This is a genomic window from Bacillus infantis (genome assembly GCF_050107595.1).
Classification (GTDB): Bacteria; Bacillota; Bacilli; order Bacillales; family Cytobacillaceae; genus Bacillus_AB; species Bacillus_AB infantis_C.
In genome coordinates, this window is the sequence record NZ_JBNILH010000008.1 from 145,477 (window position 1) to 168,144 (window position 22,668).

At 47.5% G+C, this 22,668-nt stretch carries 21 protein-coding genes; 11 read left to right on the forward strand and 10 right to left on the reverse strand.

Going from position 1 to position 22,668, the window contains the following annotated elements; translation table 11 throughout:
- Positions 1 to 188: 188 nt before the first annotated feature.
- The 3 genes from ACQCVH_RS17480 to fumC all read left to right on the forward strand — a co-directional run bounded on the left by ACQCVH_RS17480 (position 189) and on the right by fumC (position 5,749).
- Positions 189 to 1,946, forward strand: a complete 1,758-nt coding sequence (locus ACQCVH_RS17480) for an ABC transporter ATP-binding protein (protein ID WP_426836892.1) — start codon at positions 189 to 191, stop codon at positions 1,944 to 1,946.
- Positions 1,943 to 3,952, forward strand: a complete 2,010-nt coding sequence (locus ACQCVH_RS17485) for an ABC transporter ATP-binding protein (protein ID WP_426836893.1) — start codon at positions 1,943 to 1,945, stop codon at positions 3,950 to 3,952. The genes ACQCVH_RS17480 and ACQCVH_RS17485 overlap by 4 nt, the downstream gene beginning before the upstream one ends.
- Positions 3,953 to 4,369: 417 nt before the next feature.
- On the forward strand, positions 4,370 to 5,749 hold the full coding sequence (gene fumC, locus ACQCVH_RS17490; protein WP_426836894.1) for a class II fumarate hydratase: 1,380 nt from the start codon (positions 4,370 to 4,372) through the stop codon (positions 5,747 to 5,749).
- 74 nt (positions 5,750 to 5,823) lie between these two features.
- Here fumC and ACQCVH_RS17495 read toward each other — a convergent pair whose 3' ends face one another.
- Positions 5,824 to 6,027, reverse strand: a complete 204-nt coding sequence (locus tag ACQCVH_RS17495) for an alpha/beta-type small acid-soluble spore protein (protein ID WP_426836895.1) — start codon at positions 6,025 to 6,027, stop codon at positions 5,824 to 5,826.
- Between the two features lie 284 nt (positions 6,028 to 6,311).
- On the opposite strand from ACQCVH_RS17495, the gene ACQCVH_RS17500 reads away from it, so the two are divergent.
- The gene (locus tag ACQCVH_RS17500) at positions 6,312 to 6,569 is read left to right on the forward strand and encodes a hypothetical protein (RefSeq protein WP_426836896.1); all 258 of its coding nucleotides are present in this window, start codon (positions 6,312 to 6,314) and stop codon (positions 6,567 to 6,569) included.
- A 19-nt stretch (positions 6,570 to 6,588) separates the two neighbouring features.
- Here the strand turns inward: ACQCVH_RS17500 and ACQCVH_RS17505 are convergent, their stop codons facing one another.
- Together ACQCVH_RS17505 and ACQCVH_RS17510 are read right to left on the reverse strand one after the other, a co-directional pair.
- A complete protein-coding gene (locus ACQCVH_RS17505) occupies positions 6,589 to 7,698 on the reverse strand; it encodes an ABC transporter ATP-binding protein (protein ID WP_426836897.1) in 1,110 nt (369 codons plus the stop codon).
- A 121-nt stretch (positions 7,699 to 7,819) separates the two neighbouring features.
- The gene (locus ACQCVH_RS17510; protein WP_426836898.1) at positions 7,820 to 8,716 is read right to left on the reverse strand and encodes a PucR family transcriptional regulator; all 897 of its coding nucleotides are present in this window, start codon (positions 8,714 to 8,716) and stop codon (positions 7,820 to 7,822) included.
- Between the two features lie 262 nt (positions 8,717 to 8,978).
- Between ACQCVH_RS17510 and ACQCVH_RS17515 the strand changes: the two genes are divergently transcribed.
- On the forward strand, positions 8,979 to 9,239 hold the full coding sequence (locus ACQCVH_RS17515) for a metal-sensitive transcriptional regulator (protein WP_009795152.1): 261 nt from the start codon (positions 8,979 to 8,981) through the stop codon (positions 9,237 to 9,239).
- Positions 9,240 to 9,501: 262 nt separating this feature from the next.
- Here ACQCVH_RS17515 and ACQCVH_RS17520 read toward each other — a convergent pair whose 3' ends face one another.
- The 6 genes from ACQCVH_RS17520 to ACQCVH_RS17545 form a co-directional block, all read right to left on the reverse strand.
- Positions 9,502 to 9,675 carry a hypothetical protein gene (locus tag ACQCVH_RS17520; RefSeq protein WP_426836899.1) on the reverse strand — a complete coding sequence of 58 codons (174 nt, stop codon included), beginning with the start codon at positions 9,673 to 9,675 and terminating at the stop codon, positions 9,502 to 9,504.
- 71 nt (positions 9,676 to 9,746) lie between these two features.
- Positions 9,747 to 9,962, reverse strand: a complete 216-nt coding sequence (locus ACQCVH_RS17525) for a YheE family protein (RefSeq protein ID WP_426836900.1) — start codon at positions 9,960 to 9,962, stop codon at positions 9,747 to 9,749.
- A gap of 312 nt (positions 9,963 to 10,274) precedes the next feature.
- Entirely contained in the window at positions 10,275 to 11,396 is a 1,122-nt protein-coding gene (locus ACQCVH_RS17530) for a YheC/YheD family endospore coat-associated protein (protein ID WP_426836901.1), read from the reverse strand.
- Positions 11,393 to 12,760 carry a YheC/YheD family endospore coat-associated protein gene (locus tag ACQCVH_RS17535; RefSeq protein ID WP_426836902.1) on the reverse strand — a complete coding sequence of 456 codons (1,368 nt, stop codon included), beginning with the start codon at positions 12,758 to 12,760 and terminating at the stop codon, positions 11,393 to 11,395. Before ACQCVH_RS17535 ends, ACQCVH_RS17530 begins: the two co-directional genes overlap by 4 nt.
- Complete coding sequence (locus ACQCVH_RS17540; RefSeq protein WP_426836903.1) at positions 12,738 to 13,841, reverse strand: YheC/YheD family endospore coat-associated protein; 1,104 nt, start codon at positions 13,839 to 13,841, stop codon at positions 12,738 to 12,740. The genes ACQCVH_RS17535 and ACQCVH_RS17540 overlap by 23 nt, the downstream gene beginning before the upstream one ends.
- 12 nt (positions 13,842 to 13,853) lie before the next feature.
- A complete protein-coding gene (locus ACQCVH_RS17545; RefSeq protein WP_426836904.1) occupies positions 13,854 to 15,221 on the reverse strand; it encodes a YheC/YheD family endospore coat-associated protein in 1,368 nt (455 codons plus the stop codon).
- Between the two features lie 275 nt (positions 15,222 to 15,496).
- Here ACQCVH_RS17545 and ACQCVH_RS17550 point away from each other — a divergent pair, with 275 nt between their 5' ends.
- The 3 genes from ACQCVH_RS17550 (at position 15,497) to ACQCVH_RS17560 (ending at position 18,418) form a co-directional block, all read left to right on the forward strand.
- On the forward strand, positions 15,497 to 16,633 hold the full coding sequence (locus ACQCVH_RS17550) for a DUF445 domain-containing protein (RefSeq protein ID WP_426836905.1): 1,137 nt from the start codon (positions 15,497 to 15,499) through the stop codon (positions 16,631 to 16,633).
- Between the two features lie 88 nt (positions 16,634 to 16,721).
- Entirely contained in the window at positions 16,722 to 17,078 is a 357-nt protein-coding gene (locus ACQCVH_RS17555; RefSeq protein WP_426836906.1) for a YlbF/YmcA family competence regulator, read from the forward strand.
- Positions 17,079 to 17,896: 818 nt separating this feature from the next.
- A complete protein-coding gene (locus ACQCVH_RS17560; RefSeq protein ID WP_426836907.1) occupies positions 17,897 to 18,418 on the forward strand; it encodes a D-glycero-alpha-D-manno-heptose-1,7-bisphosphate 7-phosphatase in 522 nt (173 codons plus the stop codon).
- A gap of 39 nt (positions 18,419 to 18,457) precedes the next feature.
- Here ACQCVH_RS17560 and ACQCVH_RS17565 read toward each other — a convergent pair whose 3' ends face one another.
- A complete protein-coding gene (locus tag ACQCVH_RS17565; RefSeq protein WP_224899706.1) occupies positions 18,458 to 18,667 on the reverse strand; it encodes an alpha/beta-type small acid-soluble spore protein in 210 nt (69 codons plus the stop codon).
- A gap of 169 nt (positions 18,668 to 18,836) precedes the next feature.
- Here ACQCVH_RS17565 and ACQCVH_RS17570 point away from each other — a divergent pair, with 169 nt between their 5' ends.
- From ACQCVH_RS17570 to ACQCVH_RS17580, 3 genes are all read left to right on the forward strand, one after another.
- Positions 18,837 to 19,751: a TIGR01777 family oxidoreductase gene (locus ACQCVH_RS17570; RefSeq protein WP_426836908.1), complete on the forward strand. Its 915-nt coding sequence runs from the start codon at positions 18,837 to 18,839 to the stop codon at positions 19,749 to 19,751.
- A 118-nt stretch (positions 19,752 to 19,869) separates the two neighbouring features.
- Positions 19,870 to 20,736: a Cof-type HAD-IIB family hydrolase gene (locus tag ACQCVH_RS17575; protein WP_426836909.1), complete on the forward strand. Its 867-nt coding sequence runs from the start codon at positions 19,870 to 19,872 to the stop codon at positions 20,734 to 20,736.
- A gap of 142 nt (positions 20,737 to 20,878) precedes the next feature.
- On the forward strand, positions 20,879 to 22,384 hold the full coding sequence (locus ACQCVH_RS17580; RefSeq protein ID WP_426836910.1) for a coproporphyrinogen III oxidase: 1,506 nt from the start codon (positions 20,879 to 20,881) through the stop codon (positions 22,382 to 22,384).
- Positions 22,385 to 22,668: the final 284 nt, after the last annotated feature.

Sequence of the window (22,668 nt, forward strand, 5' to 3'; positions counted from 1 at the left end):
CGGTATGTCTTTTTTTGTTTTTTTTTATTTATATGATGGGAGGACCAGGCATCAGCCTGTTTTCTATATAACTTTAACAAGGGAGGAAGTTGGTTATGCTGTTTTATCAACAAGAAAGGATTGCTATTTCGCCTGGAGATCTCGAAGGAGGCTAGCAGAGCAGCTGTTTATAGAAAGGGGAGGAATGAATGTTTTCGATTTTGAAGAAACTGAGCTGGTTTTTTAAAGAACAATGGAAAAGATATACCGTTGCCATTATCCTGCTTGCAATTGTCGGGGTTCTGGATGTGATGCCTCCAAGGCTTGTCGGGCAGGCAATCGATGACATCCATCTGGGATCGCTCGACAGCGGCAAGATCCTTCAGTATCTGCTGCTGCTCGGCGTGATCACAGTGGTGTCCTACGGGATTACGTATGTGTGGATGTATCAGCTTTTCGGCGGGGCATTCCTTGTTGAGAGGAAGCTGAGGAGCAGATTTATGAACCATCTGCTGAAGATGACCCCGCCATTTTTTGAGAAAAACAGGACCGGGGACCTGATGGCGCGTGCTACCAATGATCTGAAGGCCATCTCTGTGACGGCCGGATTCGGGATTCTGACGCTGGTCGACAGCAGCATATTCATGCTGACGATTCTGCTGACAATGGGCTTCCTGGTAAGCTGGAAGCTGACAATTGCAGCAGTCCTGCCGCTGCCGCTCATGGCTTTATTAATGAAAATATATGGAAAAAGAATTCATGTCCGTTTCATGGAGGCCCAGGATGCCTTCGGGAACCTGAATGATAAAGTCCTTGAATCAGTATCCGGTGTCCGGGTCATCCGCGCATATGTGCAGGAGCGTGCCGATGAAGGCCGGTTCCACGAAATGACAGAGGATGTCTATGAAAAAAATATCAAGGTCGCCAGGATTGATTCTCTTTTTGATCCAACGATAAAAATCATTGTCGGACTCAGCTACCTGATCGGGCTTGGCTATGGAGCCAATCTGGTTTTCAATCAGATCATCACACTGGGAGATCTGGTCGCTTTTAATGTGTATCTTGGGATGCTGATCTGGCCAATGTTTGCGATTGGCGAGCTGATCAATATTATGCAAAGGGGCAATGCCTCCCTTGACCGTGTACAGGAGACGCTCTCCTATGAGGAGGATGTAAAGAATCCCGGCAAGCCTGCTGATGCCGAGAGGCCAGAGAGTATTGTTTTTGATGATGTCAATTTCAGGTATCCGTCCAGCAGCACTGATAATCTGAAGAGCATCAAGGTTAGGCTGGATCGGGGCCAAACTTTAGGAGTGGTCGGAAAAACGGGCAGCGGAAAGACCACATTTATTAAACAGCTGCTCAGGGAATATCCCGCAGGGGCAGGAACCCTGGCTGTTGCCGGCATCCCGATCAAGGATCAGTCGCTGCAGAATACAAGGAATTGGATCGGCTATGTGCCTCAGGACCATGTTCTTTTTTCCCGTTCGGTCAGGGAAAACATCTTGTTTGGAAACGAACAGGCAGATGAAAGTGATCTGCAGAGGGCGATCGACCTGTCAGCCTTCCGCAAGGATCTTGAAATGCTTCCGGAAGGGCTGGAGACCCTTGTCGGTGAAAAAGGAGTTGCCTTATCCGGCGGGCAGAAGCAGAGGATCTCGATTGCCAGGGCCCTGATCAAGGATCCTGAAATTCTGATACTCGATGACTCGCTTTCGGCTGTTGACGCGAAGACCGAGAAGAAAATCATCGGCAATATTCGGTCAGAAAGGGAAGGGAAAACCACCATTATCACCACGCATCGCATGACGGCAGTCCAGCATGCGGATCATATTATTGTCCTGGACAATGGGAGTATTGCCGAGGAAGGGACTCATGCAGAGCTGATGGCAGGGTCAGGCTGGTATAAAGAGCAGTATATCAGACAGCAGGCCCAGGCAGCTGCAGAAGAGGAGGTGCTGTCATGAAAACAGGAAAACGCCTTTTTTCATATGCGCTTATTTATAAAAAGATCATCCTGGCCGCGCTTGCCATGCTGACTGTCGCAGTTGCGGCAGACCTTGCAGGTCCGTTCATTGCCAAGAGGCTGATAGACCAGCATATACTCGGGATTGAATCCGTCTGGTATCAGACAGGAGAAAACGATGATTCTGTTTCATATAAAGGCCATTATTATACGAGAGAACAATATATGGATGAAGGCTCACCTATGATCGATCAGGCCCGAATCCTCCAGGCTGGAAAAGACTTTATTTTTGTGGAGGGCGATATTCAATTTGATGGAGAACGAAGCTATAAGGATGGTGTGCTGACCATCACTAAAGGAGATAAAAGAGAGGCCTATGAAGGTGAGCGGCTTCAAGGGGAAGAGCTGATGAGTTTCTATAAACCTGAAATCCCGCGCATCATCAGGCTTCTTGCCTTCTACTTCGGATTGATTGTCATTGCGGCATTTTTTCAGTACGGGCAAAGGTACTATCTGCAAAAGTCTGCCAACCGGATTATCCAGAAGATGCGGAAGGATGTTTTCGGGCAGATCCAGAAACTGCCTGTCCAATATTTTGACAACCTGCCTGCAGGAAAGGTTGTTGCACGAATTACGAATGACACAGAAGCTATTCGCGAACTTTATGTAACAGTGCTTTCAACCTTCTTTACAAGCTTTATTTATATTGCAGGGATTTATACCGCACTTTTCATCCTGAATGCTAAGCTGGCAGCGATCTGCCTGATTCTTCTGCCGATCCTGTATATATGGATGATTGTCTATAGAAAGTATGCATCCAAATACAATAAGGTCATCAGGACAAGAGTGAGCGATATCAACGGGATGGTAAACGAGTCAATCCAGGGGATGAACATCATCCAGGCCTTTGGGCGCGAGGGAGACACGAGGAAGGATTTCGAGAAGCTTAATACAGAGCATTTTACCTACCAAAACAAACTGCTCAACTTAAACTCTTTAACTTCCCATAACCTTGTCGGTGTGCTCCGGAATATTGTCTTTGTTGCGTTCATCTGGTATTTCGGAGGCGAGTCCCTCAGTGCGTCCGCCGTCATCTCCCTCGGTATGCTGTATGCTTTTGTCGACTATATCAACCGCCTGTTCCAGCCTGTGCAGGGAATTGTCAATCAGCTTGCGAATCTGGAGCAGGCACTGGTGGCAGGGGAGCGGGTATTTGAACTCCTCGATGAGGAAGGAATTGAAGTGGATGACAGCAAGGTTCCGCGCTACAAAGGCAATGTAGAATTTAATGGTGTCCATTTTGGCTACAAGGAAAACGAATATGTCCTCAAGGACATTACCTTCAAGGCTTCCCACGGGGAAACTGTCGCTCTTGTCGGGCATACCGGCTCAGGCAAAAGCTCTATTATGAATCTGCTGTTCCGCTTCTATGATTGCCAGAAAGGGAGCATCACTATTGATGGAAAGGACATCACCGGCATGTCGCGGCAGAATCTCAGGAAGCATATGGGGATTGTCCTTCAGGATCCTTTCCTGTTCACCGGGACGATAGCAGAGAATGTCAGCCTCAATGACCCGGCTGTCACAAGGGAGAAAGTCGAAAAAGCCTTAAAGGATGTCGGTGCTGACAAAGTGCTGGAGAATCTGGAAAAGGGGTTTGATGAACCGGTCATTGAAAAGGGAAGCACCCTCTCGAGCGGTCAGAGGCAGCTCATTTCATTTGCCAGGGCGCTGGCTTTTGATCCGGCCATACTGATTCTTGACGAAGCCACATCAAGCATTGATACGGAGACAGAAACAGTGATCCAGAATGCGATGGAGGTGCTGAAAGAGGGCAGAACTACTTTTATTATCGCCCACCGCCTATCCACCATCCGTAATGCTGACCAGATCCTTGTCCTCGACCGGGGGAGGATCGCCGAAAAAGGTACACATGATGAACTCATGAAGCTGAAGGGCAGGTATTACCAGATGTACCAGCTCCAGCAGGGATCCATTGCCGGCTAGCAGAAAAGCACCCATAATCGGGTGCTTTTCTGTTTTGCCTGGCGCAGTTGTATCCTGAAGCCATACCAGCCCGTGTTCACCGATATATCACCTCTATGCCACAAAATCGTGAAGGGTCCTGATAAGCAGCATGGCATAAATATGATAATTTTTTAATTGGGGAAATACCTGGAAGCTCCGGCAGGAATGGAGGGAAAATCATGGAGGTTTTTGCGGTTACACTTAGCATAGCGAGCATCATGGTCATCGGCTATTTTATCGGCTGCTCAATTGTCCAGAATTAAAAAACGGTAAAGCCGGTCTACAGCGGGCCGGCTTTACGCTTTCCGGAATTCAAAATACTGGAATCGCCAAACTTTTAACATTAAAATGAAGAAATAAGGGAAAAGGATAAGGATGAATACAGGAGGGATAAGTATGTCAGAGTTCAGGATTGAAAGAGATACCCTTGGCGAGGTAAGAGTGCCGGGTGATAAGTACTGGGGAGCACAGACACAGAGAAGCAAGGACAATTTCAAAATCGGCACTGAAAAGATGCCTCTTGAGATGATTTACGCCTTTGCCCATTTGAAGCAGGCGGCAGCCAAAGCGAATCATAAGCTTGGAAAACTTTCAGACGATAAGAAGGAAGCCATTGCCGCCGCGTGCACGGAAATATTGGATGGGAAGCTTGATGGGCATTTTCCTCTGGCTGTATGGCAGACAGGCAGCGGCACCCAGTCCAATATGAATGTGAATGAAGTGGTTGCAAGAAGAGCGAATGAGATGCTTGCGGAAAAAGGTTCAGAGGAAAAGGTGCATCCAAATGATGATGTGAATATGTCCCAAAGCTCAAACGATACATTCCCGACGGCGATGCATATCGCAGCGATCATCGAGCTGACGGAAAGGCTGCTTCCTTCACTGAACGAGCTGAAGAAGACCATTAAAATTAAGGAAGAATCCTTCAAGGGGATCGTCAAGATTGGCAGAACACATCTTCAGGACGCCACTCCATTGACGCTGGGCCAGGAAATCAGCGGCTGGAGAGCCATGCTGGAGAAAAATGAAAGAATGCTGATTGACAGCATCAAATACCTGGAGGACCTGGCAATTGGAGGAACAGCCGTTGGTACAGGCATCAATGCCCATCCTGATTTCGGCCCGATGACGGCGGAAAGGATTTCCGAACAGACCGGCCATCCTTTCCGTTCAGCGGATAATAAGTTCCATGCCCTGACAAGCCATGACGAAATCGTTCATGTGCACGGCAGTCTCAAAGCACTCGCTGCCGATCTGATGAAGATCGCCAATGATGTACGCTGGCTTTCCAGCGGCCCCCGCAGCGGAATCGGCGAGCTTTCCATTCCCGCAAATGAACCGGGCAGCTCTATCATGCCAGGCAAAGTGAATCCAACGCAAAGCGAAGCCTTGACCATGGTTGTGACACAGGTATTCGGCAATGATGCAGCGATAGGATTTGCTGCAAGTCAGGGGAATTTTGAGTTGAATGTCTTTAAGCCGGTCATTATTTATAACTTCCTGCAAAGCATCAGGCTTCTTGCAGACAGCATGCAGTCATTCAATGAAAAATGCCTTGTTGGCCTTGAAGCGAATGAGGAAGTCATCAAAGGGCATGTTGAAAGATCACTTATGCTTGTCACTGCCTTGAACCCGCATATCGGCTATGAAAAGGCAGCAGAAATTGCGAAGCTTGCCTTTAATGAAAATTCTACGCTAAAAGAGTCGGCCCTGAAAACCGGCCATGTAACAGAAGAGGAATATGATCAGTGGGTAGACCCGGATAAGATGATTTAATAGCTGCACGAGAGAAAGGACACCATAAGTTGGTGTCCTTTCAGCCATTATCTATTTAATTGTTTTAGCTTAGATTAAAATTGAGATCCGCCAAGCTGCTGTTCAGCCATTTGAACAAGACGCTTAGTGATTTCTCCACCAACAGATCCGTTAGCGCGGGAAGTTGTTTCTGCACCAAGGTTTACTCCGAATTCGTTAGCGATTTCATATTTCATTTGGTCTAGAGCTTGAGATACACCTGGTACTAAAAGCTGGTTTGAAGAATTGTTGTTTGCCATGATGAGCACTCTCCTTCGAAAAAAATTTTTGGTTGGACTATTTTGGACTTGAACCAAACGGAGCACCATGCATAGTCCGCAGTGGGAAGGGAAGCTGTGCCTGCCGGCTGTTTGCTGTTTGTACTCTCTATTATGGTTGATTCCTGCCTGTTTATTCGGCAGGGAAGGATGTAATTATTTCCTGTTGTGATGGGTTTCTTATGATCCTGAAAAGGCTATTCTACATACATAGCGGAAATGGATGCAGACTAAAGATACTGGAGGAATAGGAAGGAGGAGCAGACATGTCAGTATGCCCGGCATGCAACGGGCTTGAAAAAATCAGCAAAAGCTGCCCGAAATGCGGAAACGGAATGGAAGACAGCGGAAAGATCATGGATTTCTATGATGACTACAGCGCCTATATGCCAGCGGACCAGCTGAAGCTCGAGGATGGGTATCCTGATGATTATAAAAATAAAGAATGTCCCCATCTGCTTTCTTGCCCGAACTGCGGTGACGATCAGGTGGCATTTGTGAAAGAAAAAGAAAACTCCGTCTGATTAGACGGAGTTTCTTGTATTATTCATTCTTTGAGCGGATGCGGTCTTCTGTTTCAGCATCAAAGAAGTGTGCTTTGTTCATGTCAAACGCAAGGTCCACCTGCTGTCCAGGCATGATATCTGTACGTGAATCAACACGGGCGACAAAGTCCTGGGCGTTGATGCTGGAATAAATCATCGTTTCTGCACCAGTAAGCTCGGATACATCGATTTTTGCAGAGATTTTGGATCCCTGGGAAGCATCAATGAATACAGGCTCATCGTGGATGTCTTCAGGGCGGATTCCAAAGATGATGTCTTTGCCGACATATCCCTGGTCACGCAGGACTTTCATTTTCCCTTCCGGCACGGCGACAGAAGTATCACCGAGGACCAGCTTTCCATCCTGCAGCTTGCCGTTGAAGAAGTTCATGGCAGGAGATCCGATGAATCCGCCGACAAAAACATTTTCCGGTTTTTCGTATACTTCTTTTGGAGCACCCACCTGCTGGATGACTCCGTCTTTCATGACCACAAGGCGTGTAGCCATGGTCATGGCTTCTGTCTGGTCATGTGTTACATAAATCGTTGTAGTCTGCAGGCGCTGGTGAAGCTTGGCGATTTCCGCACGCATCTGTACACGGAGCTTGGCATCCAGGTTGGAAAGCGGCTCATCCATCAGGAAGACTTTGGCATCGCGGACGATGGCGCGGCCAAGTGCAACACGCTGGCGCTGACCGCCGGACAATGCTTTTGGCTTACGGTCCAGATAAGGCTCAAGTCCAAGGATCTTGGCAGCCTCGTTTACACGGCGGGCAATTTCATCTTTTGGGAATTTACGGAGCTTCAGTCCAAAAGCCATATTATCATAAACCGTCATATGCGGGTAAAGAGCATAGTTCTGGAATACCATCGCGATATCGCGGTCTTTTGGAGGCACATCATTGACACGTTTGCCGTCAATTGAGAAATCCCCCTGTGAAATTTCTTCAAGTCCTGCAATCATTCTTAGAGTCGTCGATTTACCGCACCCGGATGGGCCGACGAACACGATGAATTCCTTGTCCTGGATATGGAGATTGAAATTATCCACTGCCGTCACTTTGTTATCATAAATTTTATAGATATTATCTAGTTTTAATTCAGCCATCCTAATTCCTCCCCGGTTGATTTCCTTCTGTTTCTAATAATAAAGGAAATTGCGGAAATCATCATTGGGAGGTGTGCACAAAAGATGGGCAGGCTTTTTAGTCACATTGTACAGTCCCTTCTTAATGCTGCTGATCATTGAGCAGACAGGCAAGGTAAACGGTTACAGCATTATTGAAATCCTTCAGGTTTACCCCGGTTTTTTCCGAGAATTTATCCAGTCTGTACTGCAGGGTATTTCTGTGGATGTACAGTTTTTTTGCAGACAGGGTTGCATTGGAACCATTTTCAAGAAAAGCTTTGATGGTGGCCAGCAGTTCCGAATCCTCGGCAGCCGGTCCAAGCAGCTGGGTCCCAAGGCTGTCGCGGAGGCTTGGCTTCATTTCAGCAACCAGACAGGACGGGAACGCCTTTTCAAAGGAAAGCACTCTTTCATGGGGCATCAGCCTGAGGGCCCTGCCGAAAAAATCCTTCTCCTTTTCAAAGCCGCCTCGCAGCTGATCGCCGGCCGGGAAAAACTTGCCCAGATATACATACATTTTTACGTAAAAATCGGTCTCGAACGCCTGGATGATGGAACGGAATTCGTCTTCGCCAACGTCGTTTCCTTCCGGGATGATAAGGCAGCAGCGGGTTTTCTTTTCCCACAGGAGGACAATATCCTCTGACAAAAATGCACGAAGCGCCGTTTCTGCATCATCCTGCTCGAACTCGCTGCCGCTCAATTCGATTTGGGCTATTCTGCAGCGTGCTGCTCCGGCATCGGGCAGGGGGCCGCTGCGGAACAGCCAGTCATGCCACCCTTTTGAGCGCTGATCGAGCTTGCCGGGAAGGCTTGCAGAATGAAAAAGGGTGCGGAGAAGCCTTAATTCTTCTTCAGAGATATCTTTTGCAGGCACTCCGAACCATTCGGTTTCATACTTGTCAGTGAACCAATAAAAATCATGAAAAAAGAAAAAGTCAGGCTCATCCTGCTGCAGCCTGGAATTCCGGTATAAAGCATGCAATTTAGTAAACATATATCATTCCCCATAAGATTGATAATCGGATAGCTTTCATTTATTCGCCAAAAGAGATAAAATTTTATTCAAACCTTTATTTAAGTGGCTGTGTTAAACAGTGCTGCTGATATATGGCTGAATGAGCCCAAAATCAACACGGAGCACTAACAGAGCTACTTTAATTATAGCAGGAATATGGCATCAGCAGCCATCAGTCTGCCAGTGCATATGGTAATATAGCATTAATCAGTTTGTCCGCATTTAAGGGGTGAAGAAATAGATGGAATATTCACAGGAAATGAAGAACCGCCTGAAGCGCCTGGAGGGCCAGGTCCGCGGAGTCATACGGATGATGGAGGAAGAGAAGCACTGCAAGGATGTGGTGACCCAGCTTTCTGCCGTGAGGTCTGCCGTTGACCGGGCGATGGGTTATATTGTCGCAAAAAATCTTGAAAGCTGCATCAGGGAAGCCAATGAAGAGGGCAGAAATGCAGAGGAAGCCATCCAGGAAGCAGTCAATATGATCGTAAAAAGCAGATAATAAGAAAAGCGCAAGCGCCTTGCTCACCTAAAGGAACGCAGACTAAGAGCGCCACGTCCTGTGGCAACGTCTGCATGACCCCCATCCTGGGGGCCTCAAGACGATCCTGCCGAAAAGGCGTTCTTTGCCTTTTTGGCAGGATTGGCTTGTGACCTCGAGGGGGTAGGCGCAGCTGCTAGACAGTAATCAAAGTAAAAGATATACTTTCTTATCTTTTCAAAAAAACCGCAGATCAACGGATGTGTCCCCTGCTGGCGGCTCCTCACTCACCAGGGGACGTGCCTGTTCGATATTGGAGGAACTGCTGCCTTCGTGAACAGACCCCTCCTGAGAGCCCTTCACCTATCATGCGCTCAATATCCTGGTATGTAGTCCCCCTGCTTTCATAAAGAGAGTCAGGCGCAGTTTCCTTAGACTCTGAATGTTTCTCTTTCATAGGACAGACCTCCTGGACAAAGTATTATTACTTTTCCATTAGGAGAGCCTCTTATGCACTGTCTTTTTTCCTCATCGGCCGTCATACACATGAAAGAGCATCAATTCATGTATGCCGGATTTAATGCGGTCCTCATCGTCTGCAGGGGGAGTAGCGCCTGTCCATTCGATGCTGCCGTCAGGGTTGTAAATGCCGTTGTATTTTTTGTTTTTGAAATAAAAGGAAATACGCCAGCCGGGCATCTCTTTATTTTCATAAAGCGGCTGATATTGAAAATGTGATAGCATATAACTCCTCCTCTTCTACCATTGTAATTGTTTTCTATTAATACCCCAAGTACAAAAGCGCAAGCGCCTTGATCACCTTTAAGGAACGCAGACTAAAAACGCCACGTCCTGTGGCAACGTCTGCATGACCAGCTTCCTGGGGGCCTCAAGACGAAACTCCCGGAAAGTCGTTCTTTGCCTTTTTGGGAGGTTTGGCTTGTGACCTCGGCGCAGCTGCTGGAGTTGATCAAGAAAGATAATAATCCACAAGACTTACAATTTATAAATTCCTTAACAATAAAAAAGTGAAGGGCATCCCCTTGGATGCCTATTTCAATAATCTGCCTTTTCACATAGTATATCAGCCAGCCTCCTGATTCTTGCGGCTTCAATATTTTCTTCATCAAATTTCATCGGCTTGGAATTGATTTCATAAATAACATATCGCCCATTTTCTGCATATCCGGCATCCATGGAGAATTCGCCAAACCAGCCTGTTTGTCGGGAGAGTGCATCCCCTGCCTTTTGGACGGCCTCTTGAATGAATTCATCATGTGCAGCTGTGCGGTAATGTTCATAAGGGATGAGCCTGCCGCCGTTGGGAATATGCGTGGTGATAAGGTCCTCAGCAGCCTGCCGGATGCCTATGCCGGTCACCTTATAATTGCCTGCCTGGCCATGGGCAAGTATCCGGAAATCATTCCTCTGTCCGTCCGGTGTGGCAGCATAAACGGCCTCTTGTGCAATATGCGTCTGTTCTTCAAAGACGGATTTCCAGCTATTCCAAAAATGGGCGAAGTCAGAATGCCGGGTCTGTCCGTTCAAGTCTTTCACCAGGATTATTCCTTCATGATTCATCCAGACCCTTAAGATACCCTTTCCCTTTGAGCTGCTGTTTGGCTTTACATAAAGGTCTTTATGCTTCATCAGGAATGACCCAAGCTCTTGCCCGCTGTCAATAAGGATGGTATCAGGCAAATAGTGCGCTAATCCGGCATCTTGTTTTAAAACTGTATAGCATTCAAATTTCTCAAGAAAGCAGGGGTTGAAGAAAGGGATCTTCCTGGTCCTGAAAAATTCAGCAGCTTTGCGGAAACCTCCGGTCTGCTCACTTTTCCTGAAAGGGACCCGGTTGTAGATGATATCCGGAAGGGGGGCTGCCACAAGGGACCATGCATCCTGGCCAGGCAGGTAGACGATCCCATCGACTCCAGCTCCTGATACATCTTCAGGTGCAAATACAACTGAGATGCCGCCGCGTGACAGCATCTCCCTTTGTATGTCCTTGAATAGCCGGCTATTGCCTGCCAGTGTGCTTTCCGATTTTCTGCTGGCAAGGATTCCGGCAATGGGCCCGCCCGATTCCGGCCTCTTCAGCTGGAGGGCGGTTCTTTCTCCTCCTTCAGGGAGGGGACTTAGCCACCGTTTAAGTTCCTGGCTTAACGGGGCTGTCATTTAAAGATTTCCTCAGGGCGGGATATTGCCTGTTCTGTTAAAAACACGGCAAAATCGAGCGACATTTTCCTCGTCAAATAATCGAATTCCTTCAGCTCCGGATGCCTAAAGATACTCCTGCCCGGCTTGGAGTTGGCTTCAAACAGCCACACATTCCCTTTTCGGTCAATCCCGAGATCAAAGCCGATTTCAGCAATGATCCCTTCGAGCTGGGCTTCAAGCACTCTGCTGAGTCCCAGGGCAGCCTTTGACAGCTTTTCTGTAAACTCCTGCTCCATGATGCGGCTTGTGCAGACCTCTGAAAGGGTTTTGATTTCCCCGCCGTTTTTAACATGGGTCGTCACACTGCCAAGTCCCGCCACTTTTGCGGCAATGGCTGTCACCTTCCATTCTCCGCTGTCATCTTTATTCGTATGGACACGGAAATCGATTGAGCGCTGCTCATGCCGCAGCAGATGGATGCCCTGCTGGACAATCATGCTGTTCAGGTTGCTGCGCCGAAAAACATGGTGCATAAGCGATTCCAGGGTATGGAATTTTCTCAGCCTGTTTACATCCGCATTATCCCGGTAGCGGCAATAATAAAAGCCCTCCTCCCGGTCATAGATCACCTGTCGGATCCCGAGGCCAAGGCTGCCGTTTGCCGGCTTGATATAGACATGGCCATAGTCGCCCAGCATCCGTTCAATCACAGAAAAGGAAGAAAAGGCATGGGTTTCCGGCAGATAGGGAACTGCAGCAACCTCCTGCTGAAGCCGCTCGAATACATCAAGCTTGTTGAAAAAGCCGGGATTATACCAGGGGATCAGATAGTCCTTTTGCAGGCGGTCTTTGATGCGCTTCAGCTCTGCCAGCCTTTCGGATTTCCTGTTGGGCAGCCTGTCATAGACCACGTTGGGAAATGGAAGTTCAACAGTCGCCCAGCCTTCTTTATGATAGATATGCCCTTTGATTGTGCCTGCATCCCAGTCGATATGCTGCTCGCCAAATAAGAACGGCAATGCGCCGACGGCTTTATTGACGGAAAGAAGCTTGGAAAAGAATATCGTCCTTTCACCGATGGGCCTGAGCGGAAAAGGGGTGAATCCTGATGTGAATATACCGACCAGCGGCCCGATGAAAAGCGTCTCTCCTTCTGAAAATAGATGCAGCGGGATGCCGAGAACCGGCAGCTTTAATTTGGCTGCGAGATCGCTGCTGATGCTAACAATATGTTTTTCGCCAGGAGTCGGGAGGAATTCTGCATCCTCAGTGCAGGCACCGAAGGCAATTTTTTCAAGGGTCCGCTGTTCAATCACCTCCCGCGGGCACCAGACTGTATTCTCTCTTCCTTCTTTAATTTCAATGGGATACTGTTTTCTCACTATTTTTCCTCCTCTCAGCCTGCCCGGCAGATGTTAAAAGCTTTCCATATAAAAGCGGGGCTAAGTACAGGGCTTCTTTTTTGTCTGGATCTGTTTCCAGGATCACCTTCCGGCCCGGCTTGGAATTGACATCGAGGATCCAGATGGCTCCATCCCTGGCGATTCCAATATCCAACCCAATCTCAAAAAGGGGAGGGAGAGCATCTTCAAGGATCCCAGGCAAGGCTTTGGATATCTCGCTCAGTTCCGCACGCAGAAACCGGCTTGAGCTGACTGCGCTGTTTTCAAGCCAGTTCTCGAAAGTGGAGACTGCAGATCCTGCACTCATATTGGAGATGATTCCATTTTCCCTGCCGACCCTTACACCCCTGCCCATTTCCTGCCATTTTCCTGCTTCATTTTTCTGCAGAAGGACCCTGATATCAAACGGCTGATTGTCCCTGTTGGAGAGCGGCAGATAGGGCTGAAGCAGATAGCTGTTTCCGGATAATAGCTGCCCAAGCCACCCGGCAGCCTTCTTCTGGTCAGTGAATAGACGGGAAATCTGCTCTTCTGGTGTATCTGTTTTTACGAGCAGTCCATCCTTCTGCTTCTTAAGATAATAAATTCCGGCTCCCTGTGACCCGTTTGCCGGCTTGAGAATCAGCGGACTGCCTGATGCAGATTGCTGAAGGACCTGGTCTGCAGACTGGGCGTGTATGCTTTTGGGGATGTATGGGGCCAGCGGCGACTGGGAAAGGATTTTATAAAGCTCCAGCTTATTGGGGAGGCCGTGGCCGAGAAACAGGGTATCCCTGCGATTTTTTAAGTAATGAACAATCGAACGGCACTGCCTGGAGTGTGTGTCATTTCCGTAAAAGCAACGGTCATACAGCACGTCCGGCAGGGGAAAGGAGGCCTCTGCCCATTCTTCTGTACTGTGGTCATATTTTTCTCCTGCAATAAGTTCGGTTCTCGGGTCGATCGCTGAGGGGATAAAACGGAAGCATTCGACCCCGCAGCTCCTGGCCCTTTTGGCAATTTCAGTTGCATAAGCTTTCTCGCTTGTTGAGCGAAGGGACATGAATCCCAATGAGCGCATCTTGTTTCCTCCTCAGCTTTTGGCTGCCTGAAAGGACAGCCAAATAAAATATTCTATAAGTGCTCTGGCTGAAGGCCTGATTCTTTGGTCGGCTTCCTCAAAATTCTTGGAGGGCTTGGAATTGGCTTCAATGATCCAAAGCTTTCCTTGACGGTCAACGCCAATATCCATGCCAAGCTCCCCGACAAGACCTTCTGATGCATTACTGATAATGCCTGCAGCTTCGACGGCTAATTCCTTCATTAATGCTGTCTGCTGAACAGCAGTGGCCCGGTCTGCAATAAGTGTAAGGGCTTTGGCCGGTTTCATTGTTTCTCCGCCCCGGGCAATATTGCTGACGAATTGCTGCTCAGCGGAGATCCTTGCAACCGCAGATGTGGCACGCCAGCTGTTCTGCGGGCCTTTATGGCATAAAACACGAAAATCCAGCTGCCTTCCATTCAGGCTCGCCAGCTGGATCGGCTCCTGCACCAGATAAATCCTCTTCCTGAGCTGGGGTTCGAACCACTTGAAGAAAGCAGCACAGTCAGGAAAGGATTTCCGGCCATCTGTCGAGCGGGCAGATGAGAAAGCAGCAGAAAGATTGTTCTCAGCCAGGGAGAGCCGGACAATATTCCTGCCCTGGCTTCCGTTCACCGGCTTGATAAAAACTTCATGATAGCGGCTGAGCATATCTTCCAGTGTCCGGGCGCCAAGCAGGCGGGTTTCGGGGAGGTACGGCTTCATATGCTCCTCCCCGGCGAGGATATCATAGACCTGTTCTTTTGAAAGGAAGCAGTCATTGAACATCGGGATGCCCAGCTCCTGCAATTTATATTTAAAATTCCCGAAATACTTGCCGGACTCAAGCTTCCGGGAATGGATTCTATTGTAAATCACTGTGGGGAAGGGGACAGGCTCCTTTACCCAGCGGCCATCCCGCCAGCAATAGCCGGAAAGGCCTCCTTCACGGAAGTCTTTTATATGAAAAATATAAAAAAGGCCGCCAAATTCCTCTATCCCAGCTTGCAGCTCTCCGCAAAAGGAATGGACTGACCGGAAGCTGACTGCTTCATTATCTTCATTGGCCTCTGTCATCAGGCCGATGATAGGGCCGGCGGCAAGCCGTCTGTCCCCGCCGGCATACTGGACAATCAGCCGGGTGTCTTCTGCCGCAAGCTGAAAATAACTGAACAGGCCGGAATCCATATGGATCTCATCTTTTGGTATTGAAGCAGGCTCTACTGCAACCAGGCGTTCTTTTTTTCCTATTCTTAATGAAAGATCCCGGCCCGCATCAAGGCTCCAGTATTGATAAAGGGAATGGCTGACTTTTATCGCATCTTTATCCTGAAACATTTTCCCAGGAACAAACGTAATAGTTAGAAAAGACAAAGACATGGAAATTCCCCATTTTATAAAATTTATAAAAGCACCGACATGCAACATTCCCGCTCAGCTTCGGATTTGTAAAAAGCCGGGGGATTAGCCTATTATAGGGAGTAGGGCGCTTTTTGAATTTCTGATTCGGGAATGGCGGCTTGCTTATGGTAAGATGAATGTTGTTTTAGGCGGCTGCTGATAGGCTATCATATGTAAAATGGGCAGAGATGTGCTTATTGCAGCCATTTTCAATACACCTTAAAACGTGAAGGAAGGCAGTTGAATACAAACTTATGCAAACTGGATTAACGATATTATTGATGGTCGCTGTGGGGGCTGTGATAGGAGGACTTACCAATTCACTTGCCATCATGATGCTTTTTAGGCCCTACAAGCCTATATTTCTTGGAAAACGCCAAATTCCTTTTACCCCTGGATTGATTCCCAAACGAAGGAGCGAACTCGCAGAGCAGATGGGCAAAATAGTTGTAAACCACTTGCTGACGCCAGAGAGCATTAAGAGGAAATTCGTTAATGGCGATTTCCAGAAAGAAGCTGAAAATCTGGCGAAGAAGGAATTTGCCCGTCTTTTGAATACAGAGAAAACACCTGCTGAGCTCCTTGGCAAGCTTGGATTTGAAGATGGCAAAGCAAAGGCAGGCGAGCAGCTTGATGCCTTTATTGAAAAGAAATATGAAACGCTGATGGATAAATACCGCCATAAGCCAATAAAAGAGGTATTGGCTCCAGAGCTCCTCGCCAAGGCGGAATCCCGTATCCCTGTTATCAGTGAATATATAGCGCAGAAGGGTGAAGATTATTTTTCAAGCATTGAAGGAAAAATGAGGATACAGCGTCTTGTGGACGATTTTGTCAAGGGACGGAGCGGGGTGCTTGGAAATATGCTTCAGATGGTTATGGGAAATGTCAATCTTGCCGACAAAATCCAGCCTGAGATCATTAAGTTTCTAAGAAGTGAAGGCACAAAGGATATGATTGCCGCCCTTCTTCAAAAAGAATGGATGAAGGTGCTTGACTGGGAAGCGGCAAGAATTGAAGAACAATTCGAACGGGAAAATATCATAAAATCAATCAAGCTGTATGTCCGCAAAATCATCAAAGCGGATGACCTAATGGATACTCCGCTCAGCAAACTGGCAGAGCCATTCACAGAGACACTTGTCGAAAAAGCTGTGCCTGGACTGGTAGGAATGGCAGGAGAGTGGCTTTCCAACAGGATGGACATCATTATGGAAAGGCTGCACCTTGCAGACATCATCAAGCAGCAGGTTGAAAGCTTCTCGGTGGAAAGGCTGGAGGAAATGGTGCTGTCCATCAGCCGGAGAGAGCTGAAGATGATTACTTACCTTGGAGCTCTCCTGGGCGGAATAATCGGTCTCCTGCAGGGCTTCCTGGTTTTATTCATCTGAGGGTTATAAAGTGGCTTCCTCGCATTCTGATTTATAGTTTGTTATAGTGGAGTGGATTGTTCAAACCGAAAAGGAGTTGTTAGGCAAAATGGCAGTAAACTTACACGATTCAGCGTATGAACTTGAGAAAGCAATTCGTCAGAGCGATGAATATACGAATTTGAAAAAAATCTACGATGAAGTCAATTCTGATGATTCTGCAAGAACCATGTTCGAAAACTTCCGCAACATCCAGATGGAGCTTCAGCAGAAACAGATGTCCGGCCAGGAAATCTCTCAGGAAGAAGTGGAGCAGGCCCAAAAAACGGTAGCACTCGTGCAGCAGCATGAAACCATCTCTAAACTGATGGAAGCAGAACAGCGCATGAGCATGGCCATCACTGAACTTAACCAAATCATCATGAAGCCTTTGGAAGAGCTTTACGGCTCAATGGAAAATAACTAGGCTGATATTCAAAGGGGCGCCCATGGCGCTCCTTTTTATATAGATAAGAAAGTATATCTTTTAACTCTTATTACTGTCTAGCAGCTGCGCCTATCCCCTCGAGGTCACAAGCCAATCCCGCCAAGAAGGCAAAGAACATCTTTTCGGCAGGATGGTCTTGAGGCCCCCAGAAAGAGGTCATGGAGATGTTGCGGACAGGACTTGGCGTTTGGGCCGAGTCGCAAATATATAGAGAAAGTCGCAAATAAAATCGGAAAGTCGCAAATAAAAGGGGAAACTCGCAAATAAACCGGAAAAGTCGCAAATAAGCGCGGCGGGGCCGGTTTTTGCAGAGTTGCTAATAAAAGCTGAAAGTTGCTAATATACTGGAAAAGTTGCTAATAAAATGAAAAACTTGCTAATAAAAGTGGAAAGTTGCTAATAAGTTGAAAAAGTTGCTAATAAACCCAAAATGAAGCTGCGAATGAACACATAAGGCTGCACATCAACCAAAAAACCTGCAAATAAACGCCCGAATTCCATCCGCAAACACAAACAGGACCTCAAAAGCCGGGGGTCCTGTTCCATATCGCATAGAAATATTCACTTCAGATTGCATTTCTTCATTGTCTGCTGATTTTTTTCATGAAGGATATAATAAAGCCTAAGTCCAATCAGCGCTAAAGGATCTATTTTGTTCATGCTCATCATATCAATATCAGCACTTTGGAATCTGTTTTTCGAAAATTTAATTTTACCGGCTGAGCTGCGCTGCGTTTATATCTCCCTCAGCATCGGATACATTATAAATAGAGGGGAACGAAAGGAGGGATGACAAGATGAAGAAGGCTATTTTCCTGGACAGGGACGGTGTATTGAATGAGGTTCTTTCCCATCGGGTTAAGTTTGTCAACAAACCGGAGCAGCTGTATTTGCTCGAGGGGGCTGCCGAGGCGGTGGCTTTATTTAATGATGCAGGCTATGAAGTATTCGGTGTAACCAATCAGGGAGGAGTCGGGCTTGGATTCATGAAGGAAAAAGATCTCCATAGAGTTCATGAACGGCTGCAGAAGCTTATCAGGGAAAAAGGCGGTCATATCACAGAAGTCGCTTATTGCCCGCATAAACCAAAGGCAGGGTGTGAGTGCCGGAAGCCGAATGCGGGGATGATACTGGATTTGGCGGAAAGATATGATATCGACCTGTCAAAAAGCTTAATGGTGGGAGACCATGAGCGTGATATCGAAGCAGGGATCAAGGCCGGGTGCAAAACGGCTTTTATCGGTCCAGGCCCGACCAAGGCGGATATCCAGGCAGATTCTTTATGGGATGCAGCAAAGCCGATTCTTGAAATGCAGTAGAGAAGCCGCTTGGAGAAGCGGCTTTTTACATTCTACTTTTTATCTCCCAGCGCGTGTGCCGCCAAGCTGCTGTTCAGCCATCTGCACAAGGCGTTTGGTGATTTCTCCGCCGACAGAGCCGTTTGCCCTTGAAGTTGTTTCTGCTCCAAGGTTTACTCCGAACTCAGACGCGATTTCCTGTTTCATTTGCTGAACAGCGGCTTCAAAACCTGGTACAAGTAATTGATTGGAATTATTGCTTCTTGCCATGTTGAGTCATCTCCTTGGTGTAATTTTTATTGTTTGAAACATTTATAGTTTAAGTTCTTGCAAAGCAATTATTCATAGAGGGTAATGGTAATTTATGGATTTAATAAGCAGTCTCTTTCCTGCTATACTTTTCATAACGGATTTTTTGATTCTAGGGAGGGCTGCAATTATGAGCAAAAGAGTAATCCTGGCAGGGGGAAGCGGTTTTCTGGGGGAAAGCCTCGGACGCTTTTTGCTTGGGCACGGCTATGAAGTTACCGTTCTTTCCAGAGGGAAAGAGGGCTTTATGGATGGAGCGGAATTTATCCGCTGGGATGGAAAAAATATGGATGCACGCTGGATGGACCGGATTGAAGGAAGCTATGCCGTCGTAAATTTCACCGGAAAAAGCGTCAACTGTATTTATACAGAAAGAAATAAAAGGGAGATCATAGAGTCACGGCTTGATTCTGTGGGAGTGCTGAAGGAAGCCGTATTAAAAGCAGAACAGCCTCCGCAGGTGTTCGTGCAGGCGGGATCCCTGGCAATTTTCGGGGATACAGAGGAAATTTGTGATGAAGAATCGCCTCTGGCTGATGGATTTTCGCCGGAAGTCTGCAAGCTGTGGGAAGGTGAGTTTTTCTCCGGGGACAGGCTTCCCCATACAAGGCAGGTCCTCCTGAGGATCGGGTTTGCGCTCGGCAGGGATGGAGGCGCGCTGGAGCCATTGGTAAAGCTTGCCCGGATGGGGCTTGGAGGCACGATCGGCTCCGGGAGGCAGTATATCAGCTGGCTTCACATAGATGATTTGAATACCATGTTTCTAAATGCGATTGAAGACCAGCAGTACAGCGGGGTATATAATGCCACAGGGCCGCATCCTGTGAGAAATAAAGAGTTTATGCAAACTCTCCGCAAGGTTCTGAACAAAGGCTGGTCGCTCCCTGCTCCGTCTCCTTTCGTAAAGGCCGGCGCCTATCTCTTTATGAGGGCAGAGCCTGAACTCGCTCTGACGGGAAGGAATTGTGTGCCGAAACGGCTGCTGGACAATGGGTTTGCCTTTCAATATACCGATCTGGAAAAGGCGCTCCGCGACCTGGTTTAACCAAGGAATTCCGATTTGAGGGGCTGGACATTTCTTTCCCTGGCCCTGTTCTATTCCTGCTCTCCTTTTCATAAAAGTGAATAAGGACAGAATTACATCGAGAATAGGGGGCAATGGGATGATATATCGGCTTCTTGCTTTAAACATAGAGGGCACGCTGCTTCAGTCCAATGGAAAACTGCATAGATCGACAAGGGAAGCGATTGATTATGTACAGCAGAAAGGAATTTATGTCACTCTCGTTACATCAAGGAGTTTTCCTTCTGCAAAAAAAGTGGCTAAAGCACTGAAAATCAACTCTTACCTGGTAACGCACAGGGGTGCATTCATCGGCAATACTGTCAAAATGCCGATTTTTTCAAAAAAACTGCCGGAAACGATTACGTATGAAATCGTCAGGCTGCTTGAAGGATTCTCCTGCCAGATCAGGCTCCTTCATGAGCAATTCTCACTCGCTAATAAAACAAAGCTCAACCATAATATACTTGCGAAAACCGTATTTACGGCCGGTGATCCGATCTTTTATTCACAGCAATTTGTAGAATCAGTCAGTGATATCCTTCTTGATGATCCGGCTTCGGTTCCGAAAATCGAGGTATTCTTTGAATCAAAGAGGGATCTTGAAGATGCTCAACAGGCAATTGCAAATATGTATTCTGAGGCTGACACCGTCAGGCTGAGCGACCAGAGGCTCGATATCGTGCCGGCGGGGATCTCCAAACTGAGCGGCCTGCTCCACATCGGCAACCAGCTTGGGGTGGACTTAAGCGAAATGGTCGTCATCGGCGACGGAATCGACGATGTGGACATGGTAAAGGCAGCCGGTCTCGGTGTGGCAATGGGCAATGCTCCGGCAGAATTGAAGCTTGCGGCCGACTGGCTGACCAGATCCAATAATGAAAACGGGGTTGCCTATATGGTAAAAGAACACTTCCGCAAACAGCAGCCACTTGAATTCCTCAAAAAAATGAATCTGCTGAAATGAAAAAGGATGACAGGCACCTATACCAGCAGGTGCCTGTCACTATTTGAACCTGTTGACCTCCCCTCCCGCTTTTTGTACACTTATGGGAGGTTTTTGTTTTTATTTTGAGATTCTTTTAGACCACAATAAAAAGGTGATGAATGTGCGTATATATATAGAAGGGCTGGATCATGAGAGATTTGACCGCCCGATGGGCAATATAGCAAACCTCTTTTTCGAAGAGTGTGAAGTGAGCAGGAAGCCGGCGGGGGATGAGGACCTCCATATTGCGTTTAAAGTGGACGTTGGAGAAATGGTGAAGGTAAGGGCCGTACTGAGCGACCGGAGCGGAAAAAGCGAGGAAGCTTCCTATGAGAAAGAGCTTGAAGAATGGAACACGGAAAAAGAGTATTACAGGCAGCTGATCAAGGCTGTTTCCCGCGTGTATTTAATGGTGCTCCAGGATTATACAGGCATTACACAGAAGTGGGGAATTCTCACAGGTGTACGTCCCACCAAGCTTCTGCACCGCCATGTCCAGAAAGGGACACCTCAGGCGGAAGCCCATCGCCAGCTGAAAGAGGAGTATCTGATCACCGATGAAAAGATCGAGCTGATGCAGAAGATTGTTGATCGCCAGCTGGCCGTCATTCCTGACTTATATGAGCTGAAGAAGGAAGTAAGCATCTATATTGGGATTCCTTTCTGTCCAACGAAATGTGCATATTGCACGTTCCCGGCATATGCAATCAATGGCCGCCAGGGCTCTGTCGACTCTTTCCTGGGCGGGCTCCATTATGAAATGCGCGAGGTCGGCAAATGGCTGAAGGATAACGGGATCAGGATTACGACCGTATATTACGGCGGAGGAACACCAACAAGCATTACTGCCGAGGAAATGGATATGCTTTATGAGGAAATGTACGAATCTTTCCCGGATGTAAAAGATATCAGGGAAATCACGGTGGAAGCAGGCCGTCCTGATACGATCACCCCTGAAAAGCTTGAGGTCCTGAAAAAATGGAACATCGACCGCATCAGCATCAATCCTCAGTCCTACATCCAGGAAACACTCAAAGCGATCGGCCGCCACCATACAGTAGAGGAAACGGTTGATAAGTTCCACCTCGCGCGCGGCATGGGCATGAACAATATCAATATGGACCTGATCATCGGCCTTCCAGGCGAACAAGTCCCTGAGTTCCAGCATACACTGGACGAAACAGAAAAGCTGATGCCGGAGTCCTTGACGGTTCATACGCTTTCATTTAAAAGGGCGTCTGAAATGACCCGGAATAAACAGCGGTATAAAGTTGCAGACAGAGATGAAATTGTGCGGATGATGGATCTGGCAGAAGAATGGACAGAAAAGCATGACTATGCGCCATATTATCTGTACCGCCAGAAAAACATCCTTGGCAATCTTGAGAATGTCGGCTATGCCCTGAAAAACCAGGAAAGCCTTTATAATATCATGATCATGGAAGAGCAGCAGACAATCATCGGACTTGGCTGCGGGGCATCAAGCAAATTTGTGCACCCTGTGACAGGCACGATCTCCCAGCTCGCTAATCCAAAGGATCCAAAATCCTATAACGACAGCTTTAAGCATTATACCGAAGAGAAGATTAAGATATTGGAAGATCTGTTCAGCAGGGAGCAAGCCTGATTTCGGCAGTAAAGGGCAGGGCCAAGACTCCTGCCCTTTATTTTTTTTGGGAACAACCGGTATTCTGGACTTGCGGCATATTTGTGAAAAAAAGCGGGAAAGCATATAATGGGAAAAGGCTATTCTCTCCGGGAGAGCCTTTTTTTATTGGCTGCGTCAAGCGCCATTTCAAATTGACACAATCTATACACAAAGCAAGCCTGGGCAAGGCTTATTCCTGATTTAAATTATAGTAAAATAAGCATATGGCGCCAGATCATCGATCGGTTTGAGGAGTGAATGTA

Bases quoted from the DNA above. Each gene is read 5' to 3' on its own strand.
- ACQCVH_RS17570 (WP_426836908.1), top strand. From the start codon at position 18,837: ATGAGCAAAAGAGTAATCCTGGCAGGGGGAAGCGGTTTTCTGGGGGAA.
- ACQCVH_RS17480 (WP_426836892.1), top strand. From the start codon at position 189: ATGTTTTCGATTTTGAAGAAACTGAGCTGGTTTTTTAAAGAACAATGG.
- ACQCVH_RS17525 (WP_426836900.1), bottom strand. From the start codon at position 9,962: ATGCTATCACATTTTCAATATCAGCCGCTTTATGAAAATAAAGAGATG.
- ACQCVH_RS17555 (WP_426836906.1), top strand. From the start codon at position 16,722: ATGGCAGTAAACTTACACGATTCAGCGTATGAACTTGAGAAAGCAATT.
- ACQCVH_RS17530 (WP_426836901.1), bottom strand. From the start codon at position 11,396: ATGACAGCCCCGTTAAGCCAGGAACTTAAACGGTGGCTAAGTCCCCTC.
- ACQCVH_RS17565 (WP_224899706.1), bottom strand. From the start codon at position 18,667: ATGGCAAGAAGCAATAATTCCAATCAATTACTTGTACCAGGTTTTGAA.
- ACQCVH_RS17550 (WP_426836905.1), top strand. From the start codon at position 15,497: ATGCAAACTGGATTAACGATATTATTGATGGTCGCTGTGGGGGCTGTG.
- ACQCVH_RS17520 (WP_426836899.1), bottom strand. From the start codon at position 9,675: ATGAAAGAGAAACATTCAGAGTCTAAGGAAACTGCGCCTGACTCTCTT.
- ACQCVH_RS17505 (WP_426836897.1), bottom strand. From the start codon at position 7,698: ATGGCTGAATTAAAACTAGATAATATCTATAAAATTTATGATAACAAA.
- ACQCVH_RS17540 (WP_426836903.1), bottom strand. From the start codon at position 13,841: ATGCGCTCATTGGGATTCATGTCCCTTCGCTCAACAAGCGAGAAAGCT.
- ACQCVH_RS17510 (WP_426836898.1), bottom strand. From the start codon at position 8,716: ATGTTTACTAAATTGCATGCTTTATACCGGAATTCCAGGCTGCAGCAG.
- ACQCVH_RS17560 (WP_426836907.1), top strand. From the start codon at position 17,897: ATGAAGAAGGCTATTTTCCTGGACAGGGACGGTGTATTGAATGAGGTT.
- ACQCVH_RS17495 (WP_426836895.1), bottom strand. From the start codon at position 6,027: ATGGCAAACAACAATTCTTCAAACCAGCTTTTAGTACCAGGTGTATCT.
- ACQCVH_RS17545 (WP_426836904.1), bottom strand. From the start codon at position 15,221: ATGTCTTTGTCTTTTCTAACTATTACGTTTGTTCCTGGGAAAATGTTT.
- fumC (WP_426836894.1), top strand. From the start codon at position 4,370: ATGTCAGAGTTCAGGATTGAAAGAGATACCCTTGGCGAGGTAAGAGTG.
- ACQCVH_RS17575 (WP_426836909.1), top strand. From the start codon at position 19,870: ATGATATATCGGCTTCTTGCTTTAAACATAGAGGGCACGCTGCTTCAG.
- ACQCVH_RS17500 (WP_426836896.1), top strand. From the start codon at position 6,312: ATGTCAGTATGCCCGGCATGCAACGGGCTTGAAAAAATCAGCAAAAGC.
- ACQCVH_RS17485 (WP_426836893.1), top strand. From the start codon at position 1,943: ATGAAAACAGGAAAACGCCTTTTTTCATATGCGCTTATTTATAAAAAG.
- ACQCVH_RS17515 (WP_009795152.1), top strand. From the start codon at position 8,979: ATGGAATATTCACAGGAAATGAAGAACCGCCTGAAGCGCCTGGAGGGC.